This is a genomic window from Bordetella genomosp. 13, assembly GCF_002119665.1.
Taxonomy (GTDB): Bacteria; Pseudomonadota; Gammaproteobacteria; order Burkholderiales; family Burkholderiaceae_B; genus Bordetella.
Window position 1 is genome coordinate 290,426 of record NZ_CP021111.1, and the last position, 12,440, is coordinate 302,865.

12 protein-coding genes are annotated in these 12,440 nt (G+C 67.4%); 11 read left to right on the top strand and 1 reads right to left on the bottom strand.

All coding sequences use genetic code 11. From position 1 onward, the window contains the following. Window positions 1-64: 64 nt before the first annotated feature. Complete coding sequence (locus tag CAL15_RS01330) at window positions 65-1,186, bottom strand: ABC transporter ATP-binding protein (protein WP_086076981.1); 1,122 nt, start codon at window positions 1,184-1,186, stop codon at window positions 65-67. A 272-nt stretch (window positions 1,187-1,458) separates the two neighbouring features. Here CAL15_RS01330 and apbC point away from each other — a divergent pair, with 272 nt between their 5' ends. From apbC to CAL15_RS01385, 11 genes are all read left to right on the top strand, one after another. Beyond that, entirely contained in the window at window positions 1,459-2,547 is a 1,089-nt protein-coding gene (gene apbC / locus CAL15_RS01335; RefSeq protein ID WP_086076982.1) for an iron-sulfur cluster carrier protein ApbC, read from the top strand. An 11-nt stretch (window positions 2,548-2,558) separates the two neighbouring features. Further along, window positions 2,559-3,122 carry a DUF3305 domain-containing protein gene (locus CAL15_RS01340; protein WP_086076983.1) on the top strand — a complete coding sequence of 188 codons (564 nt, stop codon included), beginning with the start codon at window positions 2,559-2,561 and terminating at the stop codon, window positions 3,120-3,122. Then, window positions 3,119-3,781 (top strand): DUF3306 domain-containing protein, encoded by a 663-nt coding sequence (locus CAL15_RS01345; protein ID WP_086076984.1) that lies wholly within the window; start codon window positions 3,119-3,121, stop codon window positions 3,779-3,781. The genes CAL15_RS01340 and CAL15_RS01345 overlap by 4 nt, the downstream gene beginning before the upstream one ends. 2 nt (window positions 3,782-3,783) lie before the next feature. Then, the gene (locus CAL15_RS01350) at window positions 3,784-5,880 is read left to right on the top strand and encodes a 4Fe-4S binding protein (RefSeq protein ID WP_086076985.1); all 2,097 of its coding nucleotides are present in this window, start codon (window positions 3,784-3,786) and stop codon (window positions 5,878-5,880) included. Further along, entirely contained in the window at window positions 5,877-6,506 is a 630-nt protein-coding gene (locus CAL15_RS01355) for a TorD/DmsD family molecular chaperone (RefSeq protein WP_086076986.1), read from the top strand. The genes CAL15_RS01350 and CAL15_RS01355 overlap by 4 nt, the downstream gene beginning before the upstream one ends. A gap of 158 nt (window positions 6,507-6,664) precedes the next feature. Then, window positions 6,665-6,868, top strand: a complete 204-nt coding sequence (locus CAL15_RS01360) for a formate dehydrogenase (protein ID WP_086076987.1) — start codon at window positions 6,665-6,667, stop codon at window positions 6,866-6,868. Between the two features lie 14 nt (window positions 6,869-6,882). Next, entirely contained in the window at window positions 6,883-9,849 is a 2,967-nt protein-coding gene (locus CAL15_RS01365; RefSeq protein ID WP_086076988.1) for a formate dehydrogenase subunit alpha, read from the top strand. 10 nt (window positions 9,850-9,859) lie between these two features. Continuing rightward, entirely contained in the window at window positions 9,860-10,495 is a 636-nt protein-coding gene (gene fdh3B, locus CAL15_RS01370) for a formate dehydrogenase FDH3 subunit beta (RefSeq protein ID WP_086076989.1), read from the top strand. A 17-nt stretch (window positions 10,496-10,512) separates the two neighbouring features. Then, a complete protein-coding gene (locus CAL15_RS01375; protein ID WP_420042525.1) occupies window positions 10,513-10,749 on the top strand; it encodes a hypothetical protein in 237 nt (78 codons plus the stop codon). Window positions 10,750-10,762: 13 nt separating this feature from the next. Continuing rightward, window positions 10,763-11,938 carry a formate dehydrogenase subunit gamma gene (locus tag CAL15_RS01380; RefSeq protein ID WP_086076990.1) on the top strand — a complete coding sequence of 392 codons (1,176 nt, stop codon included), beginning with the start codon at window positions 10,763-10,765 and terminating at the stop codon, window positions 11,936-11,938. A 12-nt stretch (window positions 11,939-11,950) separates the two neighbouring features. Continuing rightward, entirely contained in the window at window positions 11,951-12,331 is a 381-nt protein-coding gene (locus CAL15_RS01385; RefSeq protein WP_086076991.1) for a hypothetical protein, read from the top strand. Window positions 12,332-12,440: the final 109 nt, after the last annotated feature.

Sequence of the window (12,440 nt, forward strand, 5' to 3'; positions counted from 1 at the left end):
GCTGTGCGGATTGCTTGAGGGGAATCAGGCCGGGCGCCGTGGCGGCCTGGCGGATGGGCCGGGGTCAGGCCGCGGCGTTGAAGACGCTGATGCCCTGGCCGGGCAGCTGCAGTCCCGCGACGGCGCCCACGGGCCATTGCTGCATGGCCCCCAGCCCGGCGCTGCGCACCATCACGCGCTGGTGGCCGGCCACCGGAATGTCCACGTCGACGTACGAATCGACGTGGTCACCCTGGAACACGTGGCTGACCACCGTGCCGCTGAGCACCGAGCCGCCGTGCAGCGCTTCCAGGCGGATCTGCTCGGGGCGCACGTAGATGTCCAGCCGACGGCCCTCGTGCGACCCGCCCACCAATCGCTCGCGCGGCACGTGCAGCAGGCCCGCCCCCAGCCGCAGCTGGATGCCGTCGGGGTCGGCCCCGTGGTAGTGGGCCGGCAGGATGTTGACGTCGCCAAGAAAGGACGCGACGAAGGGATCCTGGGGATTGCGATACAGCTCGTCCGGCGTGGCGATCTGCCGGATGACGCCGGCCGACATCACCGCGATGCGATCGGACATGCTGAGCGCCTCCCCCTGGTCGTGCGTGACGAACACCGTGGTCACGCCCAGCCTGCGCTGGATCTCGCGGATCTCGACCTGCATGGCGCCGCGCAGGCTCTTGTCCAGCGCCGAGAAAGGCTCGTCCAGCAGCAGGACCTTGGGGCGGATGACCAGGGCGCGGGCCAGCGCAACGCGCTGCTGCTGGCCGCCGGACAGTTCGCGGGGCTTGCGCTGGCCCAGTCCGTCCAGCTTCACCAGCGCCATGACTTCCCGCACCCGCCGGGCGATGTCATCGGCCGGGATGCGCCGCATGCGCAGGCCATAGCCGATGTTGCGCTCGACGGTCATGTGGGGAAACAGCGCGTAGTTCTGGAACACGATGCCGATCTCGCGCTGATAAGCCGGAAGGGACGTGACCAGTTGCCCGTCGATGAAGATCTCGCCGTTGTCGGCGTCCGCGAAGCCCGCGATGAGGTTGAGCAGCGTCGTCTTGCCGCAGCCCGACGGGCCCAGCAGCGTCAGGAATTCGCCGCGCCGGATCTTCAGCGACACCTCGTGCAGCACAGTCTGGTCGCGGTATTTCTTCACCACGCCTTCCAGGCTGACCGCATGGGTGGATTCCGGGGACGAGGGGCTGTTCTGCATGGCGGCGGGGGCTCGGCGGGTATCTTGGGGTGCCATGAGAGTACGGCAAGGGACCGGCGCTGGCGCGTTGTGGATATTGATGCCGTCCATCGGAAAAACGAAAGGCCGCCGCCCCGGCTGCACCGCCTTGCGCGCCGCGCCGCAATACCCCTACTGCGGCCATTCCTCCGCCCGGCCCTTCCTGCCCTCTCTGCTAACATAATTTGTCCGGGCCACCGGGCAAGCACCCGGACGCGCCTCAACGCCCCAGATTTATTCCTAGAAAGACCCTCATGGTCGCCTCCGACACCCTCCTCAAAGCCCTGCAATCCTGTGTGGATCCCAACACGGGCAAAGACGTTGTTTCCGCGCGCGCGGTCAAGAACCTGGACATCAGCGCCGACGGCGACGTGTCGTTCGACGTGGAGCTCGGTTATCCGGCCAAAAGCCAGATTCCCGCATTGCGCCGCGCGCTGATCGCGGCCGCGAAGGCGGTGCCGGGCGTGCAGAACGTGTCGGTCAACGTGCACAGCGTCATCACGTCTCACGCCGTGCAGCGCGGCATCGCGCTGCTGCCCAATGTGAAGAACGTGATCGCCGTCGCCTCGGGCAAGGGCGGCGTGGGCAAGAGCACCACGGCCGTCAACCTGGCGCTGGCGCTGGCCGCCGAAGGCGCGCGGGTGGGCCTGCTGGACGCGGACATCTACGGCCCCAGCCAGGCTCTGATGATGGGCATCGAAGGCCGTCCGCAAAGCGAAGACGGCACGACCATGGAGCCGCTGGAAAACTACGGCGTCCAGGTCATGTCCATCGGCTTCCTGGTGGACGCCGACGAGGCCATGATCTGGCGCGGCCCCATGGCCGTGCAGGCGCTCGAACAGCTGCTGCGCCAGACCAACTGGAAGAACCTCGACTACCTGGTCATCGACATGCCGCCGGGCACCGGCGACATCCACCTCACGCTCAGCCAGAAGGTGCCCGTGACCGGCGCCATCGTCGTCACCACGCCGCAGGACATCGCGCTGCTCGATGCGCGCAAGGGCTTCAAGATGTTCGAGAAGGTCGGCGTGCCCGTGCTGGGCGTGGTCGAGAACATGGCGGTGCACGTCTGTAGCCAGTGCGGCCACGTCGAACATATCTTCGGTTCGGGCGGCGGGCAGAAGATGGCCGCCGATTACGGGCTGCCGTACCTGGGCGCGCTGCCGCTGGACATCAACATTCGCATGCAGGCCGACAGCGGGCGGCCCTCGGTGGTGTCCGACCCCGACGGCGAGGTGGCCGGCCTGTACAAGTCCCTGGCGCGGCAGGTGGCCGTGGCGGTGTCCGAGATGGGCAAGGACTATTCGTCCAAGTTCTCGGCCATTTCGATCAAGCGGGCCTGACGGCAACTGCCATGGATACCGGGCCCGTACCCCTGACGATGGACGTCGCCGTCCTGATGCGCAAAGAGCGCATCGTCGGCGCGATGAGCCGCTGGCAGGAATGGCGCTGGGTGCTCGAGGACGTGGTGGTCAACGAGCCCGGCTTCGGCGAGGCCCCGCGGCGGCTGTATGCCGACGAGAACCAGCAGCGCTGGCTGCATCCCGGGTTCACGGTGCGGCTGTTCAAGGACGATGCGGAAGGCTATCTGCTGAATGCCTCCGCGCCTTCGCCGTGCTGGTTCGTGCTGTGGCGCATGGAAGAAAGCCCGTCGGTGGCCGACGAGCCGCTGGCGCGGCCCGAGATCGTCACCCTCAGCTACCACGACGCCGGACGCTGGCTGGACGCGCAGGAAACGGTGGAGCAGATTCCCGCGCCGCCGGACATCGTGGCCTGGATCGAGGCCTTCGTGGCCGAGCACTACGTGCCCGAGCCCAAGCGCCGCCGCCGTCCCGCCAGCTTCCAGTCGCTGCAGGACCGCTTCGGCAATCCCGCGTCCGTCAGCACCGTCAAGAAATTCGGCGGTGGCCAGCCATGAGCACGGAACCCCGTTCCGGCTTCCTGCATCGCTGGTCGCGGCGCAAGATCGAGGCCCGCGAGGCCGCCTCGCAGCCTCCCGAGGCGGCGCCCGCGCCGCAGGCGGAACCTTCTGCCGACACGCTGCAACAACAGCCCGGCATGCCGCTCGCGCAGGACGCCGCGCCGCCGGCGGAACCCAAGCTGCCCACGCTGGACGACGTGCGCGCGCTGACGTCGGATTCCGACTTCAGTCCCTTCGTGGCCCGCGGCGTGGCGCCCGAGGTGAAGAACGCGGCGCTGAAGAAACTGTTCTCCGACCCGCACTACAACGTGATGGACGGGTTGGACATCTATATCGACGACTACTCGAAAATGGAGCCGCTGCCGGAATCCATGCTGCGCAAGATGGCGGTGTCGAAGGTGTTCGGCTTCTTCGAGGAAGAGGCCCGCTGCGCGGCCGGCGCGATGCTGGACGCCTCGGGCGAACCCGCCGGGGCATCGACGCCGCCGGTGGCCGCGGCCCATGAAAGCCTGCCCGAGGCGGACGAGGGCGAAGCGCCCGATGCCCAAAATGAGGTAGCCTGCGCGCTGCCCGCGCCTGCCGAACCGGCGGCGGACGCCGCAGCCGATGTTCCGGCCGTCGTCCTGCCCGAGCGCGACCCGATTGCAAGAACCTGATCATGACGACACTCATCTGCGACTGCAATCGCACGATGCCCCTGGCCGCTGACGCGCTGGGCGAGGCATTGGGCGAGAAGCTCGCGCTGCATTCCACGCTGTGCCGCCGCGAAGCCGGCTCGTACGAAAAGGCCGTGCGCGGCGACAGCGACGTGGTGGTGGCCTGTACCCAGGAAAAGCGCCTGTTCGGCGAACTGGGCGCCGCCACCGAGGGCGCCGTCGCGCCGGTGCGATTCGTCAACATCCGCGAGACGGGCGGCTGGAGCCGCGATGCGTCGCAGGCCATGCCGAAGATCGCGGCGCTGCTGGCCGCGGCCCATCTGCCCGAGCCCGATCCCGTTCCCACGGTCACCTATAAAAGCGCCGGCAGGCTGCTCATCATCGGCCCGCTGGATCGTGCCGAACAGGCGGGCGCGCTGCTGGACGACGTGCTCAACGTCACGCTGTTCTCGCAGGGCCCTGGCGCCCGCGGCGGCGCGCAGGTCCGGCGCTTTCCCACGGTGGCGGGCCGCCTCGGCGGCGTCACCGGCTGGCTGGGCGCGTTCGAGGTGCAATGGACGCAGGACAACCCGATCGACCTCGATCTGTGCACTCGCTGCAATGCCTGTATCACGGCCTGTTCCGAAGGTGCGGTGGGGCTGGATTACCAGATGGACCCCGACCGGTGCCGCAATCACCGCGACTGCGCGGCGTCCTGTACGGTGGCGGGCGCGATCGACTTCAGCCGCCCGCCGGAAACCTACGCGGAAACGTTCGACCTGATCCTCGATCTTGGCGAGCAGCCCGTCTTCACGCGGCATGCGCCGCCCCAGGGCTATTTCCGCTGGACGGACAACGATCCCGCCACGCTGCTGCGGTTGCGCGACATGGTGGGCGAGTTCGAGAAGCCGAAGTTCTTCGACTACAAGCAGAAGCTCTGCGCACACAGCCGCAACGGCAGCGTGGGCTGCGACGCCTGCGTGCAGATCTGCTCGGCGCAGGCCATTTCCAGCGATGTGCGCAACCAGCAGATCAAGGTCAATCCGAATCTCTGCGTCGGCTGCGGCGCCTGTACCACGGTGTGCCCCTCGGGCGCGTTGACCTATAGCTACCCACGCAGCCCGGACCAGGGCGCGCGCCTGCGCACGCTGCTGTCCACGTACGCCTCGGCCGGCGGCCGCGACGCCGTGCTGCTGCTGCACAGCCAGGAGGCGGGACAAGGCCTGGTCGAGGCCCTGGGCCGCCAGGCCCGGCTGGGCCGCGCGCATGGCGTGCCGGCCAACGTGATTCCCGTGGCGCTGTGGCACACGGCCAGCCTGGGCGCCGACCTGTGGCTGTCGGCCGTCGCCTATGGCGCCACGCAGGTCGTGGTGCTGACCACGGCAGAAGAGGCCCCGCAGTATCTCGATGGCCTGCAGGCCCAGATGGACGTGGCGCAGGCGGTGCTGAACGGCCTGGGCTACGCCGGCCGGCATCTGCACCTGCGGCATGCCGCGGACGTGTCCGAACTCGATGCGCAATTGCAGGCGCTGGCCGCCCAGGTGCCTCAGTCGCCGCGCGTGGCCGCGCGACATGCGGTCGCGCCCGAGAAGCGCAGCACGCTCGAGCTGGCGCTCGATCATCTGATCGCTCATGCGCCCGCGCCGCTGCCCGAGGCCATCGTCATGCCGGCGGGACAGCCCGGCGCGGGTTCGCCGTTCGGCGGCGTGAAGGTCAACCGCGACACCTGTACGCTCTGCATGAGCTGCGTCAGCGCCTGCCCGTCGGGCGCGCTGCTCGACAACACCCAGACGCCGCAGCTGCGCTTCCTGGAAAAGAACTGCGTGCAGTGCGGGCTGTGCGCCACCACCTGTCCCGAAGACGCCATCGAACTGGTGCCGCGCCTGCTGCTCACGCCGCAACGCAAGGAAGCGGTGGTCGTGAACGAGACCCAGCCATTCCATTGCGTACGCTGCAACAAGCCCTTCGGCACGGTGAAGGCCATCGACGCCATGGTCGGGCGCCTGGCGGGCCACGCCATGTTCCAGGGCGCCGCGCTCGAGCGCCTGAAGATGTGCAGCGATTGCCGCGTCATCGACATGTACTCGTCCGAGAACGAAGTCCAGATCACCCGACTATGACCGCTTCCGTATCCCTAGCCGATCTTTCTCACGCCGGATTCGACGAAGAGGTCGCCCGCGCCGAAATCTATGGTCTTCTGGCGCAGCTGTACTACGCCCCGCGCGCGCCGCAGCTGCTTGCCGCGCTGCGCGCGGCCGGCACCGAGGCGCCGGCCAGCGGCGCTTTCCTCGAGGCGCCGTGGCGCGACCTGGTGCAGGAGGCGGCCGGCATGTCGGATGACGCGATCGCGGCGGAGTACGAGTCGCTGTTCGGCGGCATCGGCAAACCCGAGGTCTATCTGTTCGGCTCGCACTACCTGACCGGCTTCCTGAACGAGAAGCCGCTGGTGGGCCTGCGCGACGATCTGGCCGCGCTGGGACTGGCGCGCGATCCGGGCATGCCCGAGACGGAAGACCACATCGCGTATCTGTGCGAGGTGATGCGCTACCTGATCGCCGGCGAGGATGCGGCGGTGGCCAACCTGGCGCAGCAGCGGACGTTCTTCACGACGCACGTGCAGCCGTGGGTGCATGACATGGGCCAGGCCATCATCGCGCATCCCGCGGCACGCTTCTATGCGCGCGTGGCGGCCTTCACGCAGGCCTTTGCCAGCGTGGAAGCGCAAGGCTTCGACATGCTGGGCTAGGCCTGGGGCGAGCGTCCAGACAACTGATATTCCCGCCCCGCCGCAGGCAATAAATGCTGCGCTGCAGCGAGCGCGTTCCCATGGGGACGGTTGCTGCCGGCCTTCGGCGCGGGTACATTATGCAATGCTTTTCATACCCAGCTGTACAGGAGACGACGATGTCCCAAAAACCCATTGATCGCTCGCGGCGCAAATTCTTTGTCGGATCCGCGGCGGTGGGAGCCGCCGCGGCAGGCGTCGTCGTGCTGCCTGGCGTGTCGACCCAGCAGGCCGCGCCGCAGGCGCAACCCGCACCCGAACGCGGGGGCGGCTATCGCGTCAGCGAACACGTCAAACGCTATTACAAGACCACACTCGTTTAATTCGGAGCGAGGCCATGTTGCTCACCAAGAAATCCGGCGGCGCCGCCGACAGCGCCGCCGATTCGCATTTTGTCCGCAGCCTGCGCCGCGGCATGTCGCAAGCCCTTCCCACCATGGATCGCCGCACGTTCCTGCGCCGCTCGGGCCTGGGCGTGGGCGCCGGTCTGGCCGCCACGCAGCTGTCGCTGGTCACGCGCGCAGAAGCCGCCGAAGGCAAGATCGCGGTGGGCGACAGCAAGATCTCCGTGCGCCGCACCGTCTGTAGTCACTGTTCGGTCGGCTGTGCGGTCGACGCCGTCGTCGAGAACGGCGTCTGGGTGCGGCAGGAGCCGGTGTTCGACTCGCCCATCAACCTGGGCGCGCACTGCGCCAAAGGGGCCTCGCTGCGCGAGCACGGCCACGGCGAGCACCGCCTGCGCTATCCGATGAAGCTGGTGAACGGCAAGTACCAGCGCATCAGCTGGGACACCGCGCTGCAGGAAATCAGCGACCGCATGCAGGCGCTGCGCAAGGAAAGCGGCCCGGATTCCGTGTATTTCATCGGATCCTCCAAGCACAACAACGAACAGTCGTACCTGATGCGCAAGTTCGTCAGCTACTGGGGCAGCAACAACTGCGACCACCAGGCGCGCATCTGTCACTCCACCACGGTGGCCGGCGTGGCCAATACATGGGGCTACGGCGCCATGACCAATTCGTACAACGACATGCAGAACGCCAAGGCGGCGCTGTATATCGGGTCGAATGCGGCCGAAGCGCACCCGGTGTCGATGCTGCACCTGCTGCACGCCAAGGAAACCGGCTGCAAGGTGATCGTGGTCGATCCGCGCTTCACCCGTACCGCGGCCAAGGCCGACCAATACGTGCGCATCCGCTCGGGCACGGACATCCCGTTCCTGTTCGGCGTGCTGTATCACATCTTCAAGAACGGCTGGGAAGACCAGGCGTACCTGAAGGCGCGCGTGTACGGCATGGACGAGGTCAAGGCCGAAGTGATGGCCAAGTGGACGCCGGACAAGGTGGAAGAGGCCTGCGGCGTGGACGAGGCCACGGTGTACAGCGTGGCCAAGACGATGAGCGAGAACCGTCCCAGCACCGTCGTGTGGTGCATGGGCCAGACCCAGCACACCATCGGCAACGCCATCGTGCGCGCCTCCTGTATCCTGCAGCTGGCGCTGGGCAACGTCGGCCGTTCCGGCGGCGGCACCAACATCTTCCGCGGCCACGACAACGTGCAGGGCGCCACCGACGTCGGCCCCAACCCCGATTCGCTGCCCGGCTACTACGGCCTGGCCGAGGGCTCGTGGCGGCATTTCGCGCGCGCCTGGGGCGTGGACTACGAGTGGATCAAGAGCCGCTACGCCTCGCCCGCCATGATGACCAAGCCGGGCATCACGGTGTCGCGCTGGATCGACGGCGTGCTCGAGAACCCAGACCTCATCGACCAGGAAACCAACCTGCGTGCGGTGTTCTACTGGGGCCACGCGCCCAATTCCCAGACGCGCGGCCTGGAAATGAAACGCGCGATGGACAAGCTCGACCTGCTGGTGGTGGTCGACCCGTATCCGTCCGCCACCGCGGCCATGGCGGCCATGCCGGGCAAGCCCGAAGACCTGAATCCCAACCGCGCGGTGTACCTGCTGCCGGCCGCCACGCAGTTCGAGACGCGCGGGTCCTGTACCGCCTCGAACCGTTCGCTGCAATGGCGCGAGCAGGTCATCGAGCCGCTGTGGGAAAGCCGCACCGACCACATGATCATGTACCAGTTGGCCGAGAAGCTGGGCTTCGGCAAGGAACTGGTGAAGAACTACAAGATGGAGAAGGCCAAGGGCGGCATGGAAGAGCCCTCCATCGACGACATCCTGCGCGAGATCAACGCCTGCGTCTGGACCATCGGCTACACGGGCCAGAGCCCCGAGCGCCTGAAGGCGCACATGCGCAACATGCACGTGTTCGACGTCAAGACGCTGCGCGCCAAGGGCGGCAAGGACGCAGAGACCGGCTATGACCTGACGGGCGACTACTTCGGCCTGCCGTGGCCATGCTGGGGCAACCCCAGCCTGAAGCACCCCGGCACGGCCAATCTGTACGACCCCAGCCTGCACGTGATGGACGGCGGCGGCAACTTCCGCGCCAACTTCGGCGTCGAGCGCAATGGCGTGAGCCTGCTGGCCGAGGACGGCTCGCATTCCAAGGGCGCCGACCTTACCACCGGCTATCCCGAGTTCGACCACGTGCTGCTGAAGAAGCTGGGCTGGTGGGACGACCTGACGCCCGAGGAAAAGGCAGCCGCCGAAGGCAAGAACTGGAAGACCGACCCTTCTGGCGGCATCATCCGCGTGGCGATGCAGGTGCACGGGTGCCATCCGTTCGGCAACGCCAAGGCGCGCGCCGTGGTGTGGAACTTCCCCGATGCCATCCCGCAGCACCGCGAGCCCATCTACGGCACGCGTCCCGACCTCGTCGACAAGTATCCGGCGCAGGCCGACATCAAGACGTTCTGGCGCCTGCCCACGGTGTACACCTCGCTGCAGAAGAAGAACGTCGCGGAAAAGATGTACGAGAAATTCCCGCTCATCCTCACGTCGGGCCGCCTGGTGGAGTACGAGGGCGGCGGCGAGGAAACGCGTTCGAACCCCTGGCTGGCCGAGCTTCAGCAGGAAATGTTCGTCGAGCTCAATCCCAAGGCGGCGGCCGACCGCGGCATCCGCAACGGCGATCGCTGCTGGGTGCACACGCCCACCGGCGCGCGCCTGAACGTGCAGGCGCTGGTGACCGAGCGCGTGGGTCCGGACACTGCCTTCATGCCGTTCCACTTCTCGGGACACTGGCAGGGCAAGGACATGCTCGAGCACTATCCGGAAGGCGCGGCGCCCATCGTGCGCGGCGAAGCCATCAACACCGGCACGACCTATGGTTACGACTCGGTGACCATGATGCAGGAAACCAAGACCACCATCTGCAACATCGAAAGAGCTTGAGGAGAGCAATATGGCTCGCATGAAATTTGTCTGTGATGCAGAGCGGTGTATCGAGTGCAACAGCTGCGTCACCGCCTGCAAGAACGAGCACGAGGTGCCCTGGGGCGTGAACCGCCGCCGCGTGGTTACGCTGAACGACGGCGTGCCCGGCGAGAAGTCGATCTCCGTGGCCTGTATGCACTGCAGCGATGCGCCGTGCATGGCCGTGTGCCCGGTCAACTGCTTCTATCGCACCGACGAAGGCGTGGTGCTGCACAACAAGGACACCTGTATCGGCTGCGGCTACTGCTCGTACGCCTGTCCGTTCGGCGCGCCGCAATTCCCCTCGCAGGGCAATTTCGGCGTGCGCGGCAAGATGGACAAGTGCACGTTCTGCGCGGGCGGTCCCGAGGAGCACGGCAGCGCGGAAGAATTCGAGAAGTACGGCCGCAACCGCCTGGCCGAAGGCAAGCTGCCGGCCTGTGCCGAGATGTGCTCGACCAAGGCGCTGCTGGCCGGCGACGGCGACGTGGTGGCGGACATCTTCCGCACGCGCGTGCTGCATCGCGGCAAGGGCGCCGAAGTGTGGGGCTGGGGCACGGCCTACGGCTCGCAGCAGGCCGGCCAGCCGCCGCAGCGTCAACCCGAAGCGAAGGTGAAGTCGTGAGCGCGCCGCGAGCAGGCATGTCCATCCGCGCGCCGGGGCGGCTGCTCATCGTGGCGGCGGTGCTGGCGCTGAGCGCGTGCACCGAACCGTCGCAGGAACTGCAGCACTCCGGCAACGTCGGCAAGCCTTACTACGACGGCACCGGCAGCAACTTCATGGCTCCCGGGTGGAAACCGGGAGACAAGAACAGCTGGCAGCAAGAGTTGAAGACGCGCAACCAGCGTGGTCAGAACGAATACACGCGAGTGTATTGAGCGGGAGCTTGCCATGATACGGTCACTCATCGCGGCGCTCGCGATCAGCGCCGCGGCCCTGGCGCCGGCGGCGGCGCAGCAGGCGGGCACACCGGCCGCACCGGCCCCCGCGGCCGGCGGCCTGGGCAATATTCAAAGCGCCAACATCTTCGACGTGAAGCCCGATGCGAACGAGCAGCCGGGCTATGCGGAGCAGACCAACGCCGAGCGTGCCAAGGTCCAGCCCGGCAACAACGCCCCGATGTGGCGGCAGGTCAATTCAGGCGAACCGGGGTATTCCAGCCTGCCCAAGAGCGAGGCGCCCGAGGCTGGTGTGCTGATCCAGCGCTTCGTGCAGTACCCCGGTTCCGACTACACGACCGCGGGCGAGGCCTGGCGCCAGGTCCGCAACCACTGGATCATCCCGTACGGCGGCGGGCTGCTGCTGATCGTGCTGGTGGCCATCCTGCTGTTCTACGCCGCCAAGGGCTCGATGAAAGTGCACGACGCGCCCACCGGCCGGCGCATCGAGCGCTTCACCTACTTCGAGCGCGCGGCGCACTGGGTGAACGCCGCGGCCTTCGTCATCCTGGCCCTGTCCGGCATCGTGATGGCGTTCGGCAAGTTCTTCCTGCTGCCCATCATGGGCAGTGCGCTGTTCGGCTGGACGACGTGGGTGCTGAAGACGGTGCACAACTTCGTCGGACCGGTGTTCGCGGTGTCGCTGGCCGTCGTGCTCATCACCTTCGCCAAGGACAACATTCCGCGCCGCCACGACATCCTGTGGCTGAAGAAGGGCGGCGGCCTGCTGACCGGCGCGCACGTGCCTTCGCACCGCTTCAACGCGGGCGAGAAGCTGATGTTCTGGGGCGGCATGCTGTTCCTGGGCCTGATCGCCGTGCTGTCGGGGCTCTTCCTGGACAAGGTCGCGCCGGGCCTGGACTATTCCCGCGGCAACATGCAGATCGCCCACATGATCCATGCGGTGTCGGTCATCTTCATGACCTGCATGATCATGGGCCACATCTACCTCGGCACCATCGGCATGCAGGGCGCGTTCAAGGCCATGAAGACCGGCTATGTGGACGAGACCTGGGCGCGCGAGCACCACGAGCTCTGGTATGACGACGTCAAGGCCGGCAAGATCCCCGCGCAGCGCACCCCCGACAAGACGGCGAAGCCGCGACCCACGCGGCCGGCCGGCGCCTGACCAGGAGTTAGCATGAAAAAGATCGCTGCATTGCTTTTTGTGCTGGCCGCCGCGCCGGCGTATGCCAAGCTGCCGCCTCCCACGCCCGAAGCCAAGGCCAAGGCCGACGAAGCCGCCGCCAAGGCCGCCTGGACCGCCAAGGTCGATGCTTTCCATCTGTGCCAGGCGCAGGACCGCGTCGCCGCGGTGTACTACGCGCAGGCGCAGGCCAGCGGCAAGCCCACGCGGCCGCCGATGAAATCGACGGCCTGCCAGGACCCTGGCCCCTTCTCGTACACGAAGCCCCAGGAGAAACCGCTGGAGACCAGCGGCGCGCACTCCCCGGCCGGCACGGCTTCGTCGCCCCCCAGCGACATCAAGCCCCACGCGGAACAGGCCCCGGCCAAGCCGTAAAGGCAAGGCGGCCGGCTAGGTGCGGCCGGCTAGGTGCGGCCGGCCACGGCTGGGCTCGGCCGACCCGGCGCGATTGTCGGGCCCGGGCGCAGGTTTGTCCGCGCGGCAG